The following is a 20,157-nucleotide window of genomic DNA, read 5'->3' on the forward strand; positions in this document are numbered from 1 at the left end:
AAATTAAAATTGTAGATGTTTTTCAATATATGCTTTAACGTCTGCAATTGGCATACGCTCTTGTTCCATAGAATCGCGGTGACGGACAGTCACTTGCTGATCTTCTAATGAATCAAAATCGTATGTGATACAGAAAGGAGTTCCAATTTCATCTTGGCGACGGTAGCGACGGCCGATTGATTGGGAATCGTCATACTGTACTGGGAAATGCTTCGCCAGTTCCGTATACACTTTATCTGCATCTTCTGCAAGCTTTTTAGATAATGGCAAGATCGCAGCTTTAATAGGAGCAAGTGCCGGGTGGAAACGCAACACTGTACGTGTATCGCCGTCTTCCAACTCTTCTTGGTCAAATGCGTCACATAAGAAAGCTAGTGTAACACGGTCTGCACCAACAGAAGGCTCGATGCAGTAAGGAACGTATTTTTCATTCGTTACAGGATCTTGGTAGTGGAAGTCTTCGCCTGAATATTCCATATGGCGCTTCAAATCGAAGTCCGTACGGTTGGCAATACCCCAAAGCTCTCCCCAGCCAAACGGGAATTTATATTCGATATCTACAGTTCCTTTAGAGTAGTGGGAAAGTTCGTCTTCATTATGCTCGCGAAGACGGATATTCTCTTCTTTCAATCCAAGGTTCAACAATAGGTTCTTGGATTGGTCGCGCCAGTATCCATACCAATGCTCATCTTCACCAGGCTTACAGAAGAATTCCAGTTCCATTTGTTCAAATTCACGCGTACGGAACGTGAAGTTACCCGGCGTGATTTCATTACGGAAACTTTTACCGACTTGCGCAATTCCAAATGGTACTTTCTTTCTCATCGAACGTTGAACGTTTTTAAAGTTGACGAAGATTCCTTGTGCTGTTTCAGGACGAAGGAAAATTTGGTTTGCGGATGAATCCGTCACTCCTTGACTCGTCTTGAACATTAAGTTAAATTGACGGATTTCTGTATAGTCCATCGCACCGCAAGTCGGGCACACGATGCCGTGTTCTTGGATTAGTTCGAACATCTTTTCAAATGGCAAGCCGTCAACTACGAGTTCAATCCCTTTGGCATCTAATGCTTCTTCGATTAATTTATCCGCACGGTGACGCGTCTTACATTTTTTACAGTCGATCATTGGATCATTGAAGTTCCCGATATGACCAGATGCTTCCCAAACTTTCGGGTTCATCAAGATGGCTGAATCCAGCCCTACGTTATAAGGCGATTCCTGAATAAATTTTTGCCACCAAGCACGTTTGATGTTGTTCTTCAACTCAACGCCGAGCGGACCGTAATCCCATGTGTTCGCCAAACCGCCATAGATTTCAGAGCCTGGGAACACAAAACCCCGTTGCTTTGAAAGATTCACTACTTGTTCCATAGATAACATTATAAATCCCTCCAATTAAAATAAGCACTCGTCTCCGGACATAGACATGTCCGGGGACGAGTGCATGATGACCCGCGGTTCCACCCCGATTGGTTTTTCAACCCACTTTCATAATGAATGGTTCAACTCCCGGCTGCCGTCTTCGTGTAGTACAGGCTCTCACTGTCCCTGTTCGCTCATCTTTACACTACTTATTGACCGTTCTTCGCTTACTTCATTCAAAATTAGTTTAGCATGGTTCTCCTTTCTTCGCAATAGTGAGCGTCTTGTTATATAATTGGTTAGTAAATACTACTTTGAAGTGTGAAGGCGGTGACATGTTTGGAATTAAATACACGTCAAAATGAAATCCTTGACATCGTCAAAGAAAACGGACCGATTACAGGAGAGCAAATAGCTGAGCGTCTACACTTAGCGCGTGCAACTATCCGACCTGACTTAGCAATTTTGACGATGGCGGGTTATTTGGATGCACGACCGCGTGTGGGTTACTTCTATTCTGGCAAAAAACCTATTCAATCGGTAGCGGACGGTATGGTAGATATGACAGCGGCGGATTTTCAATCAAGACCGGTCGTGATCACGGAGAATCTATCAGTTTATGATGCGATCTGCCAATTGTTTCTGGAGGATGTCGGAACCCTTTTCGTAGTGGATCAGCAATCCTTATTGACAGGTGTACTATCCAGAAAAGATTTGTTGCGGACAAGTATCGGAAGAACGGAATTAGATAAAATTCCTGTGCATGTCATCATGACAAGAATGCCGAATATTATGTATTGCAGGAAGCAGGATACCCTCATTTCAGTAGCAAAAAAAATGATGGACAGTCAAATTGATTCATTGCCAATCATCAATGAGAAAGAGGGCGGATTGGAAGTAATCGGGCGGATTACAAAGACCAATATAACAGCCGCATTTCTTTCATTAGCGGAAGATCATGACTTATGAGGAGTGACGGTATGCCGAATTTTACATTATTCATCGTCTCTGATTCTGTCGGAGAAACAGCTGGCCTTGTTACGAAGGCGGCTGCTAGTCAATTCCGGCATGATTTGGAGAGCGTTTCCATAAAGAGATTCTCCTATATTGAGGAGAATTCACAGTTAGAGGAAATTGTGTTTTTAGCTAAACAACAGCAAGCTTTGATTGTCTTTACTTTAGTCAAAGAGTCAATGCGCGATCATTTGCGTATTCTTTGTGAAGAATTGGACGTAAAGTCCGTAGATCTGTTAGGACCGCTTATCGACGAAATTGGAAATCAGTTAGGCCTAGAACCCTTTGAGGAACCAGGCTTGGTCAGGCAGTTGGATGCTCATTATTTCAAAAAAATCGAGGCTATTGAGTTTGCGGTAAAATACGACGACGGAAGAGATATGCGCGGTGTATTGGAAGCAGATATTGTACTGCTCGGTGTATCGAGGACATCCAAAACACCGCTGTCACAATTTCTGGCGAATAAAGGATATAAAGTGGCTAATGTGCCGCTTGTCCCTGAAGTCGATCCGCCAGCAGAGATATTCTCAATCGATCCAACTAAATGTTTCGGACTTTATATATCAGTAAATCAATTAAACTCTATTCGAAAAGCGCGTTTGGAAACGTTGGGCTTGAAAGATGACGCAAACTATGCGAAAATAGCACGTATTCAACAAGAAATAGACTATTTTAATGAGATTACGACAAAAGTCGGCTGCGAAGTCATTGATGTGACCAATCGCGCAGTTGAAGAAACAGCCAATACGATTCTCAAAACATTTACAGCAAGGAAGGCCAACTAACGGATGGTTAGGTCTTCTTTTTTCTGTGTCTAGTTGGATAGTAGGCCGAAATGTAGCAACAGAGTATATGAATTGATCATTATTAGCAAACTATAGGGGGAATTGGAAGCAGCTGTTTGGAACAGCGGTCAACTGTGTTGGGAAGTACATGTTTCCTACTTGAATACTCAATTCATGCGAAGTTAAAAGTTTTCGAGGCGAATGATGTCGATAAAAAAGGGTTTTTGAGAAAGTCCTCGAATTTATGTATATAGAGTGGAAATGGTGATAGAATGACAAGAATATCTGACGACACGATTGAGGAAATCCGCTCAGGAACAGACATTGTCGATTTGATCAGTGAATATGTCCAATTGTCGAAAAGGGGAAAGAATTGGTTTGGACTGTGTCCGTTCCATGAAGAAAACAGCCCATCCTTCTCTGTTTCCGAAGACAAGCAACTATTTCACTGCTTCGGATGCGGAGCAAGCGGGAATGCCATCACCTTTATGATGGATATGGAAAACCGTTCGTTCATCGATTCCATTCTGAAACTCGGAAGTCGTATTGGAATGGAGCTAGAAGCTTCAACAAACGATGCGCAAACGACGAAAACCTCTTCTAACCAACAAATGCTTAAAGCGTATACGCTTGCCGCCAATTTTTATAGCCATCTGCTCTTAAACACCATAGAAGGCGAAAAAGCATTAGAATATCTAGAAAATAGAGGGTTTACGCGTGATCAAATCGAACAGTATGAAATAGGATGGTCTCCTGTTCAATCAGATGCTTTGTCTTCATTATTAACTAGGCAGGGCTTTGATCTGAAAGAAATGGAAACCGCAGGACTTTGTTTTCAAAAAGAGGATGGATCGGGATATTTCGACCGCTTCAGGGGAAGAATCATGTTTCCAATTCAGGATGATAATGGCATGACCATTGCCTTCTCTGGAAGAAGATTGGAGGATTCGTCTTCAGACGCTAAATATATCAATAGTCCAGAGACTCCGATATTCGAAAAGAGCAAGGTTTTGTTTAATTTTCATCGGGCACGTCTTAATGTTCGGAAATCGGGTAAAGTAATACTATTCGAAGGTTTTATGGATACGATTGCTGCAGACCGTGGTGGAATCGGGAATACGGTCGCAGTCATGGGTACTGCTTTATCATCACATCATATCGTGAAACTGAAGCGAATGGCAAAGAAAGTGGTCATTTGCTGTGACGGAGATTCTGCTGGCTGGGGGGCCGCCAAACGATTTGCCGACAGTTTGATTGATAGTGGAATGGATGTGCTCGTGGCCACTCTGCCAGATAGAATGGATCCCGATGATTTCATCGCCCAACAGGGAGTCGACGCATTTACAGAGAAAATCTTAGATCAGCCACTTTCGTATATTTCTTTTGTCGCTGCCTATTATAGAAGAGACAAAAACTTATCGATTGATCATGATATTAAGCAGTATGTTCATGAAGTTTTCAATGAACTTGCTCACCGTTGTTCTCCTATTGAAAAGGATTTATTGATTCAACAACTCCATAGTGAAACAAATGCTTCCAAAGAGTCACTCGGACAGGAGTTTACAAAGTCTATAGCACGAAAGGCGAAACAGACACGTGATGTAGATCCAGTGGAAGAAAGCCGATCGGTAAGCTTAACCAGTGCTACAGCGAACAGAACGGAGACAGATCGCGCGGAACAGCTGCTCCTTGCTCACCTATTGATGGACGCCGACTTGTTTGAAGAAAAGCGTGCAGAACTTCAAGATTTATTTGTCAGAGACGACGTCATCAAAATATTTTTCAAGTTGGCCGCGTTTTATGAACAATATGACTTGCCCAACTATCAACGATTTGCTGAAATGTTGGAAGACCGGCAATTGAAGAAAATCGTCATGGAAGCTATTTTGACAGAACGTTCACAAGAGCATACAGGGCAAGAAGTAGAAGATTGTATCCGTCACTTAAAACGCAATCAACTAAAACGTTTGATTGAACAAAAACAACATGAATCAAAAGAAGCAGAAAAAAAGAACGACCTACTAAAAGCAATGGAGTTGGCCACAGAGGTAATCCAACTTGTGAGATCGTTAAAGGTTCTGTAAGGAGGTATAGTCGCTATGACAAAAGAAGAACAAACGGGAGAAGTAGAATTGACTATTGAAGAAGCAAAGGCAGCTATTATAGAGGCTGGTAAAAAAACAGGCGAACTAACACTAGAGGATGTAACAGAAAAACTGGCATCTTTTGAAATGGAACCTGAACAATTTGAAGAGTTTCTCGATCAGATAGAAGCACAAGGTATCGAAATGGATAGAAAAGAAGAAGCAGATGCCAAGAGTGATGCGGAAGAACAATTCGACTTAAATGATTTGAGTGTGCCGCCAGGAGTCCGGATCAACGACCCCGTTCGTATGTATTTGAAAGAAATCGGGCGTGTCGACTTATTGACAGGTAAAGAAGAAGTTGATTTGGCGATTCGGATTCAAGAAGGTATTGAAGCGGAAGCAGAGTTGGCAGAAACAAACGAAATGACACCTAAAATAGATGCAGCTATTATTCGTGGAGAAAATGCCAAAAAGAAATTGGCGGAGGCGAATTTGCGATTGGTTGTCAGTATCGCTAAACGCTATGTCGGCCGTGGTATGTTATTCCTTGACTTGATTCAGGAAGGGAATATGGGTCTGATTAAAGCTGTCGAGAAGTTCGACCATACAAAAGGCTTTAAATTCAGTACGTATGCTACGTGGTGGATCCGCCAAGCAATTACACGTGCGATTGCAGACCAAGCCCGTACAATTCGTATTCCTGTGCATATGGTAGAAACGATCAATAAATTGATTCGCGTACAACGTCAACTCCTGCAAGACTTAGGACGAGAGCCTTCTCCAGAAGAAATCGGAGAGGAAATGGACTTAACTCCTGAAAAAGTACGTGAGATCCTGAAAATCGCACAAGAACCTGTCTCTTTGGAAACACCGATTGGAGAAGAAGATGATTCTCATTTAGGTGACTTCATCGAAGATTCAGAAGCACAATCTCCTTCAGATCATGCGGCGTATGAATTATTAAAAGAGCAGCTCGAAGATGTCTTGGACACATTGACAGACCGGGAAGAAAATGTCTTGCGTCTGCGTTTCGGTCTGGATGATGGCCGTACACGTACGCTGGAAGAAGTAGGTAAAGTCTTCGGCGTCACACGTGAGCGGATTCGCCAGATTGAAGCCAAGGCACTTAGAAAATTGCGTCATCCATCACGCAGCAAACGCTTAAAAGACTTTTTAGAGTAATAGATGCATCGGCTTCAAATTAGCCGATGCTTTTTCTTCTGGATCCATAAAAAGAACAATTTTATTGATTGGTATTAATGGGGGAGAAAGGATGACAAAAGAAAAGAAGCAAATAATCATTTCAGAAATCCGCTATTGGAAACAGAATAAACTTCTTCCTGAACACTACTGTGATTTTTTGATTACACTGTACGCGCAAGGAGAAGATCCTGACGAGATGGTCATAAAGGAATCTTCCGCTCTGCACAAAGAGAAAAAACAGTTGCGAACAAAGCAATTGATGATTCTGCTCATCAGTTTGTTGCTGGCAGGCTTGGTATCTGTCGCCATGTTTTTACTGAAAGAATATCCGATAGCCACGTTACTTGCAGCCACGGTCCTTTCGCTGCTTTTTCTCGTGATTGCCTCAGGAAAATCGTTCATCAAGAGAGGTTTTGCTCCTTTCCTATACATATCGATGGCCTTTCTGTTGCTGATGATGTCCTTGAAAATCTGGACAGCATTTTTTAATGGTGAGACTACATTATTAATTGGATTACTTGTTTTGAATTGCAGTCTGTGGCTATTTACAGGCAGACTAATGAACTTACTATACTTTACGATTTCCGGTTCTTTAGGCTTGTTGACGATCGTCGGCTTTTTAATTTTATCATTTTGATTTAAATCAATTACACCGCGGTGTAATTGCTTCCAGATTTTGAACTGTGCTTAGGCGTACGTGCCGCAGGTTGTGGGGCGATCTTAGCCTGTGTACTTCTATTGTTCAGCGGGCGTTTAAACATCCGCTGAACAGATTAATAAACCGCATTCATCTCACGACCTATAGAGATGGGAGTTGTCTGTTGAATAAAGATAAATAGGATGAAGGATAATATATTCATTGTTATATTTCATCCAATCTCTATATAATGTTATGTAAGGGCTTTCATAGAGAGGATGATCAAAATGAACTTTGATTTAACTCAAGAACAGCAGATGGTTAAGAAGTTAATGAAGGATTTTGCGAATGAAGAAGTCGCTCCTGGCGCGGTTGAACGAGACAGATCAGGTACATTCCCTATTGAAATTTTTAAGAAGTTGTCTCAAATGGGCATGATGGGCTTACCGTTCCCTGAGAAATACGGCGGGGCTGGAGCAGATACGATCAGTTTCGCCATTGTGACAGAAGAATTGAGCCGTGCGTGTGCATCAACAGGGATAACGTATTCAGCTCACATCTCGCTTGGAGGTGCCCCGTTGCATCTGTTCGGTACAGAACAGCAAAAACAAGCGTATCTGACACCTATTTGCACAGGGGAATCATTTGGAGCATTCGGACTGACGGAGCCGAATGCCGGGTCAGATGCAGGGGGGACAGAAACGACAGCACGATTAGAAGGCGGAAAGTTCACGATCAATGGTTCCAAGGTTTATATTACAAATGCAAGCTATGCAAAGCACTTAGCTATAACAGCCGTCACAGGTCGCACGGACGGTCAAAAAGAAATAAGTGCAATTATGGTGCCGACAAATTCAGAAGGCTTTACGGTCATGGATAACTATGAAAAAATGGGTCTTCATGCGTCCAATACGACTGAGTTGTTACTTGATCAGGTTGTCGTGCCGGAAGAGAACTTGCTTGGTGTAAGAGGGAAAGGGTTTCAACAATTTTTAGTGACATTGGATGGTGGACGTATCGGAATCGGTGCAATGGCAGTTGGGATTGCGCAGGCAGCCTATGACCGAGCGTTGCGTTATTCAAAAGAACGTAAGCAATTCGGTAAGAGCCTATCTTCATTTCAGATCACCCAATTTAAGCTTGCAGATATGGCTATGAAAATCGAATTGGCGCGGAATATGGTTTATAAGGCAGCTTGGTTGAAAGACCAAGGCAGGAAATTCACGACAGAAGCATCGATGTGTAAATTATATGCATCTGAAATCGCCATGGAAATTGCCAACGAAGCAATTCAGATACACGGCGGTTATGGTTATATGCGTGAATATGAAGTCGAACGATATTTGCGGGATGCGAAGCTGCTCGAGATAGGGGAAGGTACTTCAGAAGTACAGCGTATGGTGATTGCACGACAAATTGGTTGCTGAATGTTGAATTATGTCCAATCTGTCACAAAAGGTGAAAAGTCGTTCAATAACACTTTCAGTTTTCTCATAGATACAGTACAATGTTAATTGTGTACTGTATCTTTTACAGAATAGATTCTGATGAAGGAGGGTAATCCAATGAATAAAAATCCTGTTGTACCTTATCTTTTGATTTTTGCGCTAGGAATTGGACTGATTTTCTTCATGTCACTTTATGGTTTAGATCAAAAGAAAGAAATTGCTGGACCAGATGAAGAAGAAGCCACTACTGAAGAAAATGCAAATACCGGCGAATTTGACGCAGAAGCTGTCGCACAACAAAAGTGCGTAAGTTGTCACGGAGATAACTTATCAGGCGGAATGGGACCTGCTCTAAACGGACAAGCATTCCCTGCGGAAGAAATGCATGACGCAATCAAAGATGGCGTTCCAGGAACTGCTATGCCAGCTGGACTTGTTCCGGACGAGAACATAGATGAAATGGTTGAATACATTTTATCGTTAGACTGAGTATCTACTTACTAATAGAGCCATTAAACCAGGAAGGGAACCACTCTTCCTTGGTTTGATGGCTCTTTTGCATTGCATGTACGGTTTGTCAAATATACAATAGAATGGAATGAAAGGCGGGGACTTATGAACACCAACCAATTATCCAAACGCCTTGCAATGGTCGCAAGGTTCGTTCCAAAAAACACTGTGCTCGCTGATATCGGCAGCGATCACGCCTATTTGCCATGCTATTTGATGAATAAAGGCGTTATTCAACGAGCGATTGCAGGGGAAGTCGTGAAAGGTCCATTCGAATCAGCAAAACGCAATGTACAAGCGAATGGTTTTGCCGATCGTATTGAAGTGCGTCTAGCGAATGGTTTACTGGCCATTGAAGATGCAGATGAAGTAGAAACCGTAACCATCGCGGGAATGGGCGGAACGTTGATCACATCGATTTTAGAGGCAGGGAAAGAACGTCTGCGTCATGTAAAACGAATTATTGCTCAACCGAATTTGCATGCGATTGCCATTCGACAATGGGCGATAGAAAACGGATTTCAACTTGTGGATGAAGAGATTTTAGAAGAAGACGGTAAAATTTATGAAATTCTGGTATTGGAAAGGGGATCAGCAGAGTATTCGCCAACAGACCTTCTGCTGGGACCCATCTTGCGACAAAAATCTTCACCCGTTTTCCGTGCGAAATGGGAGAGGGAAACACGGGAATGGGTACGTGTATTAGAAGCTTTGGATAAAGCAGAACAAACAAACGAAATTCAACTGAAAAAGCAATCAATCCAAACCAATTACGATTTAGTCAGGAAGGTGTTAGCTGAATGAAAAAAGTAAATGGATGTCAGATTATTGAGGTTTTTGAAAAGTGGTCACCTAAGAAGCTCGCATTTGAAGGAGATCCGATTGGTCTGCATATTGGTCAACTAAATCGACAAGTGAATAAAGTGCTTGTGACGCTTGACGTTAACGAACAAGTAATTGACGAAGCGATTGAACAAGAAGCTAATCTCATCATCGCGCATCATCCGCCCATTTTCCGGCCATTGAAAACGATATGGACAGATACACCGCAAGGAAAGATGATTGAAAAGTGCATCAAGCATGATATAGCCGTTTATGCGGCACACACCAATTTGGATATCGCAAAAGGCGGTGTCAATGATATGCTGGCAGACCGTCTCGGCATCACGGATACAGAACCAATCGAGGAAACGAGTTCTGAGCACTTAGTAAAACTGGCTGTATTTTGTCCGCAGACAGATGCAGATCAGCTCCGTAAAGAGTTAGCGGCAGCAGGTGCCGGGGCTATTGGAGACTATGTCGGATGCAGTTTCAGCTCGCATGGAATCGGACGTTTCACCCCGGTTGACGGAGCGAATCCAACAATTGGAGAAGTGGGAGAGCCTACTTCAGTGGATGAAGAACGAATCGAAGTCGTTTTTCCGGAAAGTCTTCAGCCGAAAGTCATTAAAGCCTTGTTTGCAGCGCATCCATATGAAGAGCCGGCATTTGATTTGTTCAAAATGCAACAAAAAATAAATGTGCATGGCATCGGAAGAGTCGGTCGCATGTCCGAAGAGATGACACTAAAACAATTTGCAGAGCATGTCAAAGACGCTTTTAAGGTGCCAGCTTTACGCTTTGTCGGGGACCCGGAAACATCTATTCGCAAAGTAGCGGTGTTAGGCGGCGACGGCAACAAATACATCACAGCAGCTAAGCGTAAGGGCGCGGACGTGCTGGTTACCGGCGATTTATATTACCATGTCGCACAAGATGCACAAAGCTTAGGACTGGCTGTAGTCGACCCTGGACATAACATAGAGAAGATTATGATTGAGGGAGTCGCCCGAAACCTATCCAAACTCTGCAACGAAATGAAATACGATATAGAATTCATCGAATCAAAAGTGAATACGGAGCCTTTTCAATTTTTATTCTAAAAAACCGGCGAGAGATTTATTCTCTCGCCGGTTTATTCGTACGTTGCGTTTAAGGTTCAATCCGAATGACGGGACTCGGGTTTTTGATTTTCGGTAAGATTTTCTCCAACTTAAATTGCCGTTCTGGTTGATGTGTCGAAGGATCTGCTGCATCAAACTTGTTCAAGTAGGCAATAACTTCTCTAACGATTACAGTAGGCGTCGAAGCACCTGCCGTCACCGCAACTGTCTCGATATCCATCAGCCACGCCGGATCGATTTCTGAAACATCGGAGATACGGTAAGATGGCGTATTGGCAATTTCCACAGATACTTGCGTCAGGCGGTTCGAGTTATTACTCTTCGGATCTCCTACAACGATTAATAAATCCGCTTCTCCAGCCTGTTCCGCGACTGCTTCCTGTCTCACTTGAGTCGCCAAACAGATTTCCTGATGCACTTCAATATGAGGAAACTTACGCTGCAGTTCTTCCATTAAATGTGCGACATCCCATTGACTCATCGTCGTCTGATTCGTCACCAACAGACGATCATTCTCGACCTCCAAGTTTTCGATGTCTTCCAGCTTTTCGATTAAATGAACCGACTCTGGTGCCACACCGATTGCCCCTTCAGGCTCGGGATGGTGTTTTTTTCCGATGTAAAGTATGTCATAGCCTTCTGCCACTTTTTCCTCAATCAAATGATGAGTGACGGAGACATCCGGACACGTAGCGTCAATCGCGACGAGACCTTTTTCTTTTGCCAGTTTACGTACTTCAGGAGAAACACCGTGTGCTGTATAAATAACGGTACCTTTGTCGACTTTACGCAAAATATCTAAGCGGTTTTCCCCATCCAAGGTGATGATCCCATCTTCTTCAAATGCATCTGTAACGTGTTTATTATGGACGATCATGCCTAATATATAAATGGGTCTCGGCAGGGATGTATCGAGAGCTGCGTTTCTCGCAATGACCATCGCATCAACCACACCATAACAATAACCTCTTGGTGAAATCTTGAGTACTTTCATTTATTCCACTCCACTCCTCTATTAACTTCTCTTTCATTATAGCGGAGATTGGCGGGTGATTCAAAGAGTTCAGAAGGGAGGCTGGAAAATACGCGGTGCGGAAGGCTGGCTGACAGGTGCAGCGCTTGCTCGGGCACTAGGCGCGGGTGAACTACCTGGTTGTGCAGTAGGTGTTGCTGCAGGTGCATTTGGCATAGACTGGAATCCTTTATATAATCTCCACATGGCGGGTAAATTTTGGAGCATAGGTGCAAACTGTTGTACAAGCGGCGCAAATTGCTGAGCGGTATTCAAAAATCGATTGGCAGTCTGCATGTATTGATCTGCTCGTGAAGGCCCGCCAGCCCCACCAGCGCCGGCTTGCTGTCCGCTTGCGCCTGCTTGCGGGAACCCTGAAGTCGGCGGCATGCCGGAAGAAAATGGCTGCCGCATCCCGCCGCCAGTAAATTGCGGGGGAGGAGGACTGGGCCTCATGGCTGACTGTTGATTACTGAACGGATAAAATGATTGATATCTCATCACGAACTCCTTTCTAAACATTTTGAGTACTTCTCATAGTATCCTATGCGAAAAAAACTACTGATGGCACCGAATCATGGTACAATAAGAAATACGCTAGAGGAGGAACGATATGTCGAAATATACAGATTATCAATTCAAACCATTTTTGAGGGAAGCGATTCAAAAATTGGGTTTTGAAGAACCGACACCCATTCAAAAAGAAATGATCCCGCTTATAATGAAGAACACAAGTGCTATAGGACAAGCACATACAGGTACAGGGAAATCACATAGTTTCCTGATCCCGCTCGTCGAAAAGATCGATACAGCACAAGATGAATTGCAAGTAGTCATCACGGCACCGACCCGTGAATTGGCGACGCAGCTCCATACAGAATTAAAGAAACTAATCGAAGAGACAGATATTAAAAGTGCCATCTTGATTGGTGGGACGGATAAGAAAAGATCAGCAGAGCGCTTGAGAAGTACTCCTCATATTATCGTGGGCACGCCAGGCCGTATTCGAGATATGGCGGAAGTAGGAGCGCTGCCGATTCATACAGCTACTCAGCTTGTAATCGATGAAGCGGATCTCGCTTTTGATATGGGGTTCATTGAGGATATCGATCAATTTGCCTCAAGAATGCCTGATAAGCTTAGCATGTATGTATTTTCAGCGACCATTCCGGAGAAATTGAAACCGTTTTTAGCTAAATATATGAATTCTCCTGTTCATGTGCAGATGGATGATAAAAAACCACTGACAGAGAATATGCATTATTCATTAGTACCAGTCAGAAGTATGGACAAAAAGAAAAAGTTGCTTCACGTTATGGATGCCATTCAACCGTATTTGGCGATCATCTTTACGAATACCAAACAAAATGCAGATGAACTTGCAGATTATTTAGCCGAGCACGGTTATAAGCCGGGCCGGATTCATGGGGATTTGACGCCGCGTGAACGGACAAGAATGATGAAACAAGTGCGTGACCTTGAGTATCAATATATTGTTGCAACAGATCTTGCTGCGAGAGGGATCGATATTCCGGGCGTAAGCCATGTAATCAACTTCGAATTACCGGAGGACCTAGAGTTCTTCATCCACCGTGTAGGGCGGACGGCACGTGCGGGTCTCGGCGGTATGGCCATCACGCTATATGCTCCATCAGACGAAGATCAAATCAACCGTATTGAAAAACTAGGCATTCCATTTGTCCATGAAGACGTGAAAAATGGTGAGTGGATCGAAGTGAAAGAACGACAAGCCCGGAAGAAACGTATAAGAGAAGTCGACGAAATTGATAAGAAGGCTGCATCTATAATCCGTAAGCCGGATAAAGTCAAGCCAGGCTATAAGAAAAAATTAGCTGAAGAACAAGAAAAATTCAAAAAGAGACAAAGGAGAATGAAAAAGAAATAATGACAGCAAATGACATCCTTTTGGGCTCCCACGTATCGATGAGCGGCAAGAAAATGCTTCTCGGCTCAAGTGAAGAAGCATTTGGATATGGAGCGAACACCTTCATGATCTATACTGGAGCACCTCAAAATACGAGACGTAAACCAATCGAAGAATTGAATATAGAAAAAGGAACGGCGCATATGGAAGCTAATGGCCAATCCAAAATCGTCGTCCATGCACCGTACATCATTAATATTGCGAATACGACGAAGCCTGAAACGTTTCGTCTAGGCGTGGATTTTCTGCAGCAGGAGATAGAGCGGACAGAAGCACTCGGAGCTAATCAAATCGTACTGCATCCAGGAGCACACGTCGGCGCTGGAACGGACATAGGTATAACAAAAATCATAGAAGGTCTGAATGAAGTGCTCTCTAAAGACGCCAATGTCCGGATTGCCCTGGAAACGATGGCTGGAAAAGGTACAGAATGCGGCAGAAGCTTTGATGAAATTGCGAAAATTATCGACGGTGTGATACACAATGAACGTCTGTCGGTCTGCTTCGACACGTGCCACGTCCACGATGCAGGCTACGACATTGTCAATGACTTCGCAGGCGTACTCGACGAATTCGATAAAATCATCGGCTTGGATCGAATTTCCGTTATTCATGTCAACGACAGCAAAAATGTCTGCGGCGCCGGAAAAGACCGTCACGAAAACATTGGTTTCGGCCACATCGGTTTCGACCCGCTTGCATACATCGTCCACCACCCAACATTCAAAGACATTCCAAAAATTTTGGAAACACCTTTCATCGGGACGGACAAAGCAAACAAAAAAGCACCTTATGCAGTTGAAATCGAAATGCTGAAAAATAAAAAATTCACACCTGAGTTACTGCAAGAGTTGAATAACTAACATACCTAATTAGCGCTGCTAGTTTGCAGCGCTTTTTCTATTGCAACTTGTATTGATCTAAATAAAGCATCGTTTGTTCGTATCCGATGACAGAAGATACTTTCTCTAGAAATACAGATGGAATACCAGTGAACAGCCATGACAACGACACCTCATCCAATAAAGGGCGCAACTGCTGAATTTGCTTCACTGACAACTGTACACCATGACTTGCCGCATACTGTTGCGCCTCATTATCGGACAACTGTTTGATCTCCTGAATCAACTGTAGTAAATCCATTCTCCTCAAATCCTTTCAATTGGTTGTATCCTTTAACATATTCCGCTATAATTTATTAAGTAATCGTAATGATTACGAATTACAGGAAGGGATATGTATATGACAAATTCCATTATCAAATTAGATCATATTACACATAAGTATCACCACTCCGTTGCACTTTCTGATGTCAGTCTAGAAGTGAAACAGGGGGAGTTTTGGGCGTTAATTGGCCCGAATGGTTCCGGTAAATCCACGTTGCTCAGAATCATTTTAGGCTTGCTGAAACCGACGGAAGGTACAATTCAATTATTTGGAGGACCGATCGATTCGTTCAAGCAACAACAGAGAATCGGTTATGTTTCGCAAAAGTCCAATGCCTTTACGACAAGGTTCCCTGCTACGGTCTTGGAAGTCGTGAGAAGCGGCTTGACGAGTAAAAAAGGTCTCTTCAAACGATTTACTAAAGAAGACGAACAACGGGCATTAGATGCGTTACAGGTCGTCAAAATGGCGGACTATCATGGAAAAAGTATTGGTGATCTGTCGGGCGGCCAACAACAGCGTGTGTTTATCGCGAGAGCATTGGTGAGCAAGCCGGATCTTCTTATCATGGATGAGCCGACAGTCGGAATTGACCGTCAAAACGTCGAATCCTTTTATTCTATGCTTAGTGAATTAAATCGTGATTATGGTATTGCGATTTTATTGGTAACACATGAAATTGATCTGGTGACACAGCTTGCGACGCATATAGCTTGTTTAAATCGCACCATTCATTTCCATGGCGTGCATGCAGATTACGAGAAGATGAGTGAGTCGGAGTTGTCCGGCTGGTATGGACATCCAGTTCGCCGGCTTCATCAAAAAGAAACGGAGCGTGCCAGATGATTGAAGCGATTTTCACTTATGAATTTTTACAAAACGCAGTCCTGTCCGGGCTGATCATCGGATTGATCGCGCCTATGCTTGGATTGTTTATCGTCGTTCGGCGCATGGCGATGATATCAGATGCGTTAAGCCATGTTGCTTTGGCGGGGATAGCAGGTAGTTTGTATTTAAGTCAGCAAGTATTGTTCTTTGCAGCATTGAATCCTGTATATTTAGGGATGGGAGCGGCTGTCGTTGGTTCATTGTTGATTGAACGATTGCGCAGAGTATACCGCAGCTTTGAAGAATTGGCGATTCCGATTATCCTGTCTGCCGGTATCGGTTTTGGAGCGATTTTTATTTCGTTGGCAAAAGGCTTCGGTACGGATTTAGTTGGCTATTTGTTTGGCTCAGTCTCAGCTGTTAGTCGTCAGGATTTATATATTGTGCTATTGATTGCAATCATCGTTATAGCGTTCTTATATTTTCTTTACAAAGAGTTGTTTTCATTGGCGTTTGATCCTGAGTATGCGAGAGTATCAGGCATTAATGAGCGGATCATTCAAGCGGCATTCATGGTTATTACAGCGCTTGTCATCGGAGCCTCGATGCGGATCGTCGGGATCTTGCTCGTGTCTTCGCTGATGACACTTCCCGTTGCTGCAGCCATCCAACTTGCAAAAAGTTATAAGGGAGCGCTTGTTTATTCAGTAATCTTCGGTGAAATTGCCGTGATTATCGGACTTATTTCTGCTTATTATTTAGATATCGCACCGGGCGGAACAATAGTAGTGACTTCAGTTTTCATCTTACTGATCGTACTATTTTGGAAAAAGATTCGCGCGTAAAGAGTGAGAAAGGAGGCGGTTCAGGATGACAATGGACGAAGCGTGGAAAATTCTTTTGAAGCATGATTATAAACGTACGAAAAACCGTGACATCCTGTTGCGTTTTTTTGATCAAGTTGATCGTTATGTTACAGCAATGGAGGTTCGAAATGCAGTTGAACAGGACAATCCAGGTATAAGCTTCGATACGATTTATCGTAATCTGGCGGTCTTCTCTAGATTGGGAATATTGGATGAGACAGAACTGAATGGGGAACGTCTTTTCCGCATGCAGTGTGCTTCAGATAGTCACCATCATCATTTTATTTGCACAACCTGCGGAAATACGAAATCCATTCCTAGTTGTCCGATGGATCAGGTGACAGTAAATTTATCGGATTATGAAATAGAGGGCCATAAGTTTGAAATTTATGGGAGATGTCCGAGGTGTATTGAATAAAAACAGGCAGTCCCAAAAGTCGGGAAAATCGACTTTTGGGACTGCCTTTTTGTGTCGAGGAGTTAAGCAAACAATCGTTGAACTTGCTGATTTGCCTCCTGCCAATCCTTGACTCGGATTACGCCTTTAGGGATCGGATTCCGGTTATAAGGGGTATCAAACAAGAATACCGGTATGTCCAGCTCTTCGTGGATTCCTACCGCATTGTCATGCTTGTCTTCAAAAAAAGCATCAACAGAAAATTTTTTCGCTGTTTCGATTTTATGATGTGTTCCGATCAATTCTACGTGATCAAAAGGAATTTGATGCTCACGGAACCAAGCGGTCGTACATTCCAACACATTTTGCCCGCGGGCAGAAATATAGAACAGCTCATAATTCTTTTGCCAATTCGTTAATATTTCTTTCGCGTACTGCTGTGCAGGAGACGTTTGGTATATCAGTTCCTCTGCTTCCTTATACCAATTTCCGAACTGCACAGGATCTACGTCAAATGCTTTTGTCAGATCGTATTCTTTAATATCGTCAAGCGTCAGGTTTGAGCCAAAGCGCTTATTGATATGGGGCAATAGAGAAGTAGGGCATGTTACAGTTCCATCAATATCGATGCCGAAACGAAGTTGCTTCATTCGGCTGCGCCACCTTGGGCAAGTGCTTCCTCTTGTCGTTTTTTTTCAAAATATTCTTCTGCTAAAATATCGATTTCTTTCTTCAGCTCGTCGACCATTGTTTCTTCCGGAACCTTCCGAACCGTTTTACCGTGCATGAAGAGCAACCCTTCGCCACGAGCTCCTGCAATCCCGATATCTGCTTCTCTAGCTTCTCCGGGACCGTTTACCGCGCATCCCAGTACTGCGACTTTAAGAGGAGCCTTAATAGTGGAGATATATTCTTCCACTTCATTGGCAATTGAAATTAAATCAATTTCGATCCGACCGCATGTCGGGCAAGAAATAAGTGTTGCAGCATTCGAAGAAAGACCGAATACTTTCAGAAGTTCTCTCGCCACTTTAATTTCCTGAACAGGGTCCGCGCTTAATGATACGCGCATCGTGTTGCCGATACCTGCTGATAGCAGCGTACCGAGTCCAGCTGCACTCTTGATGGAGCCTGCAAATAGCGTACCGGATTCCGTGATACCTAAATGCAACGGATAATCAAATGCAGCTGCAGCCAGCTTATACGCTTCGATCGCCAAGTTGACGTCAGATGCTTTCAGCGACACGATAATATCATGGAAATCCAAGTCTTCTAGGATCTTAATATGATGCAAGGCACTTTCTACCATGCCTTCAGCTGTTGGATAACCATACTTTTCAAGGATCTTCTTCTCAAGTGAGCCAGCGTTAACGCCGATTCGGATTGGAATGCCTTTCGCTTTGGCGGCATTGACGACCGCTTCTACTTTGGATTGGCGTCCAATATTTCCAGGATTGATACGGATTTTATCTGCACCTTGTTCGATTGCGATCAAGGCTAGTTTATAGTCAAAATGAATATCTACGACGAGTGGAATATTGATGCGTTTTTTTATTTCGCCAATCGAATACGCTGCACGCTCATCTGGGCATGCTACACGTACAATTTGACATCCTGCTTCTTCCAAACGATTGATTTCAGCGACAGTTGCCTCCACATCGTGAGTTTTCGTAGTCGTCATGCTTTGAATAAATAGTTCATTGCTTCCCCCGATCGTTAAATTACCGACTTTAACGGGACGGGTGTTCGCACGATGAATCATTTCGGTCATTGCTTTTCTCTCCTTCAAATAGATAAATACCATCATAGATGGAATGGTAAATTAACGTTCGTTGCTTTCCTCGCATTCCGTATCCGGCTGTTCGCCAAGCGGCAGTTTGATTTCTTCGCCGGCCAGGAACTGCTGTCGTTCCAGATGAGGATTCAAGGAATAAAATTTCTCCAGCCTCTCTAGAAAATTAAGCGTGGGATCTGGATATAATGCAAATAACGATTCTATTGTATCACCTTCAACGGCCCGAATGACAATTGAATGATTAACGGTTTCCTCTATACAGGACGATTCTTCATCGAAAAAGGCTGCAAGAGGGATTGTCCCATCTGTTAAATCCACACGCACAAAATGAACAATGCAAAATACAGCGAGTGCCAACAAAAATATTCTCATAGATCATCCCTCCTGCATCACACTATGCAGGCAAGGACAAGACTATTCATTTTGTCGGCTTTTTTGGATAATAGGTTGCAGCGCGCCAAACATAGAGTAAATGGACAAGTGACGCAACCAAGAGGCCGTAAGATTGCATGTCTGGTATGAATTCAAAAATCATTGTCAATAAAATAGGCAGCGTGGCAGCAATTGCCGCAGTGCGCCACATAAATCGAAACTCGCCGCGACGGTGCAATAGTTTCAGCAACAATACTCCTATAATACCAAAAATACTGACCCGAATAAATAAATACGACGTGATAATCACAAGTTGCAAAACGAATGCAAAAGGATATATTAAGATACCGATTGTTTTTCCGATTTCTGCTACTTCAGGTGTCGATTGAAAAAGGGAATGATCACCAAATAAAAAACGGGTAAACGATACAGCAGTGTAAAGAAAGACAAAAATAAATATGTATTGAATGACTTTTCCGATCGGTAGCAAGCGAAATGCAGCCAATTTTTTCGGTTCATGCAAAGAAGCTTTGAATATTTGATGGAATTTCACGAAATAGGCCTCCCTTTCTACTGTATAGTCTATCATTTATGTGAAACCTGCAGGATACGTGAAATTTCGACATTCTTATGACAAATTATTGCGGCTTTGTAAAGGTGATGTAAAGATTTGTGTTCAGTACTTTACAATTGGTGTATGGTCCGAACATAATAGGGTGAAACTTCACATGAATCCATGCGGAGGGGCAACTGTAAGACTATACATAATCGTTTGATGGAGGT

At 43.1% G+C, this 20,157-nt stretch carries 22 protein-coding genes; 14 read left to right on the forward strand and 8 right to left on the reverse strand.

Going from position 1 to position 20,157, the window contains the following annotated elements; genetic code table 11:
• Positions 1-3 precede the first annotated feature (3 nt).
• Positions 4-1,383: a glycine--tRNA ligase gene (locus B5D59_RS00965; RefSeq protein WP_078816532.1), complete on the reverse strand. Its 1,380-nt coding sequence runs from the start codon at positions 1,381-1,383 to the stop codon at positions 4-6.
• 312 nt (positions 1,384-1,695) lie between these two features.
• Here B5D59_RS00965 and ccpN point away from each other — a divergent pair, with 312 nt between their 5' ends.
• The 9 genes from ccpN (at position 1,696) to B5D59_RS01010 (ending at position 10,971) form a co-directional block, all read left to right on the forward strand.
• Positions 1,696-2,334 carry a transcriptional regulator CcpN gene (gene ccpN, locus B5D59_RS00970; RefSeq protein WP_040758128.1) on the forward strand — a complete coding sequence of 213 codons (639 nt, stop codon included), beginning with the start codon at positions 1,696-1,698 and terminating at the stop codon, positions 2,332-2,334.
• A gap of 11 nt (positions 2,335-2,345) precedes the next feature.
• Complete coding sequence (locus B5D59_RS00975; RefSeq protein WP_040758127.1) at positions 2,346-3,164, forward strand: pyruvate, water dikinase regulatory protein; 819 nt, start codon at positions 2,346-2,348, stop codon at positions 3,162-3,164.
• A gap of 272 nt (positions 3,165-3,436) precedes the next feature.
• Positions 3,437-5,248, forward strand: coding sequence for a DNA primase (gene dnaG, locus B5D59_RS00980; protein WP_078816533.1), 1,812 nt, complete (start codon positions 3,437-3,439; stop codon positions 5,246-5,248).
• A 15-nt stretch (positions 5,249-5,263) separates the two neighbouring features.
• Complete coding sequence (rpoD, locus tag B5D59_RS00985; RefSeq protein WP_078816534.1) at positions 5,264-6,433, forward strand: RNA polymerase sigma factor RpoD; 1,170 nt, start codon at positions 5,264-5,266, stop codon at positions 6,431-6,433.
• Between the two features lie 91 nt (positions 6,434-6,524).
• Positions 6,525-7,091 carry a hypothetical protein gene (locus B5D59_RS00990; protein ID WP_009496870.1) on the forward strand — a complete coding sequence of 189 codons (567 nt, stop codon included), beginning with the start codon at positions 6,525-6,527 and terminating at the stop codon, positions 7,089-7,091.
• A 287-nt stretch (positions 7,092-7,378) separates the two neighbouring features.
• Positions 7,379-8,518, forward strand: coding sequence for an acyl-CoA dehydrogenase family protein (locus tag B5D59_RS00995; RefSeq protein ID WP_040758126.1), 1,140 nt, complete (start codon positions 7,379-7,381; stop codon positions 8,516-8,518).
• Between the two features lie 138 nt (positions 8,519-8,656).
• A complete protein-coding gene (gene cccA / locus B5D59_RS01000; RefSeq protein ID WP_040758125.1) occupies positions 8,657-9,028 on the forward strand; it encodes a cytochrome c550 in 372 nt (123 codons plus the stop codon).
• 126 nt (positions 9,029-9,154) lie between these two features.
• A complete protein-coding gene (locus B5D59_RS01005; protein ID WP_078816535.1) occupies positions 9,155-9,853 on the forward strand; it encodes a tRNA (adenine(22)-N(1))-methyltransferase in 699 nt (232 codons plus the stop codon).
• On the forward strand, positions 9,850-10,971 hold the full coding sequence (locus B5D59_RS01010) for a Nif3-like dinuclear metal center hexameric protein (RefSeq protein ID WP_078816536.1): 1,122 nt from the start codon (positions 9,850-9,852) through the stop codon (positions 10,969-10,971). The genes B5D59_RS01005 and B5D59_RS01010 overlap by 4 nt, the downstream gene beginning before the upstream one ends.
• Before the next feature lie 49 nt (positions 10,972-11,020).
• On the opposite strand, the gene B5D59_RS01015 is transcribed toward B5D59_RS01010, so the two are convergent.
• Together B5D59_RS01015 and vrrA are read right to left on the reverse strand one after the other, a co-directional pair.
• Positions 11,021-11,986 (reverse strand): 4-hydroxy-3-methylbut-2-enyl diphosphate reductase, encoded by a 966-nt coding sequence (locus B5D59_RS01015; protein ID WP_009496862.1) that lies wholly within the window; start codon positions 11,984-11,986, stop codon positions 11,021-11,023.
• A 69-nt stretch (positions 11,987-12,055) separates the two neighbouring features.
• Complete coding sequence (vrrA, locus tag B5D59_RS01020; protein WP_050804624.1) at positions 12,056-12,505, reverse strand: VrrA/YqfQ family protein; 450 nt, start codon at positions 12,503-12,505, stop codon at positions 12,056-12,058.
• Between the two features lie 112 nt (positions 12,506-12,617).
• Between vrrA and B5D59_RS01025 the strand changes: the two genes are divergently transcribed.
• Positions 12,618-13,910, forward strand: a complete 1,293-nt coding sequence (locus tag B5D59_RS01025; RefSeq protein ID WP_009496858.1) for a DEAD/DEAH box helicase — start codon at positions 12,618-12,620, stop codon at positions 13,908-13,910.
• Complete coding sequence (locus B5D59_RS01030; protein ID WP_176132465.1) at positions 13,910-14,812, forward strand: deoxyribonuclease IV; 903 nt, start codon at positions 13,910-13,912, stop codon at positions 14,810-14,812. The genes B5D59_RS01025 and B5D59_RS01030 overlap by 1 nt, the downstream gene beginning before the upstream one ends.
• A 37-nt stretch (positions 14,813-14,849) precedes the next feature.
• Here B5D59_RS01030 and B5D59_RS01035 read toward each other — a convergent pair whose 3' ends face one another.
• Positions 14,850-15,092: a hypothetical protein gene (locus B5D59_RS01035; protein ID WP_009496854.1), complete on the reverse strand. Its 243-nt coding sequence runs from the start codon at positions 15,090-15,092 to the stop codon at positions 14,850-14,852.
• A gap of 99 nt (positions 15,093-15,191) precedes the next feature.
• On the opposite strand from B5D59_RS01035, the gene B5D59_RS01040 reads away from it, so the two are divergent.
• Genes B5D59_RS01040 through B5D59_RS01050 form a run of 3 tightly spaced genes read left to right on the forward strand, consistent with a single transcriptional unit; the run spans position 15,192 to position 17,228 of the window.
• Positions 15,192-15,962, forward strand: a complete 771-nt coding sequence (locus tag B5D59_RS01040) for a metal ABC transporter ATP-binding protein (protein WP_040758124.1) — start codon at positions 15,192-15,194, stop codon at positions 15,960-15,962.
• Positions 15,959-16,789, forward strand: coding sequence for a metal ABC transporter permease (locus B5D59_RS01045; protein WP_078816538.1), 831 nt, complete (start codon positions 15,959-15,961; stop codon positions 16,787-16,789). The genes B5D59_RS01040 and B5D59_RS01045 overlap by 4 nt, the downstream gene beginning before the upstream one ends.
• A 25-nt stretch (positions 16,790-16,814) precedes the next feature.
• The gene (locus B5D59_RS01050; protein WP_009496848.1) at positions 16,815-17,228 is read left to right on the forward strand and encodes a Fur family transcriptional regulator; all 414 of its coding nucleotides are present in this window, start codon (positions 16,815-16,817) and stop codon (positions 17,226-17,228) included.
• A gap of 62 nt (positions 17,229-17,290) precedes the next feature.
• Here B5D59_RS01050 and B5D59_RS01055 read toward each other — a convergent pair whose 3' ends face one another.
• Genes B5D59_RS01055 through B5D59_RS01070 form a run of 4 tightly spaced genes read right to left on the reverse strand, consistent with a single transcriptional unit; the run spans position 17,291 to position 19,927 of the window.
• On the reverse strand, positions 17,291-17,857 hold the full coding sequence (locus tag B5D59_RS01055; RefSeq protein ID WP_078816539.1) for a 5' nucleotidase, NT5C type: 567 nt from the start codon (positions 17,855-17,857) through the stop codon (positions 17,291-17,293).
• The gene (gene ispG, locus B5D59_RS01060) at positions 17,854-18,978 is read right to left on the reverse strand and encodes a flavodoxin-dependent (E)-4-hydroxy-3-methylbut-2-enyl-diphosphate synthase (protein ID WP_040758122.1); all 1,125 of its coding nucleotides are present in this window, start codon (positions 18,976-18,978) and stop codon (positions 17,854-17,856) included. Before ispG ends, B5D59_RS01055 begins: the two co-directional genes overlap by 4 nt.
• 51 nt (positions 18,979-19,029) lie before the next feature.
• The gene (locus tag B5D59_RS01065; protein WP_078816540.1) at positions 19,030-19,374 is read right to left on the reverse strand and encodes a hypothetical protein; all 345 of its coding nucleotides are present in this window, start codon (positions 19,372-19,374) and stop codon (positions 19,030-19,032) included.
• Between the two features lie 46 nt (positions 19,375-19,420).
• Positions 19,421-19,927, reverse strand: coding sequence for a DUF1189 family protein (locus B5D59_RS01070; protein ID WP_176132466.1), 507 nt, complete (start codon positions 19,925-19,927; stop codon positions 19,421-19,423).
• Between the last annotated feature and the right edge of the window lie 230 nt (positions 19,928-20,157).

The organism is Sporosarcina newyorkensis (assembly GCF_900167515.1).
In the GTDB taxonomy this organism is placed as follows: Bacteria; Bacillota; Bacilli; order Bacillales_A; family Planococcaceae; genus Sporosarcina; species Sporosarcina newyorkensis.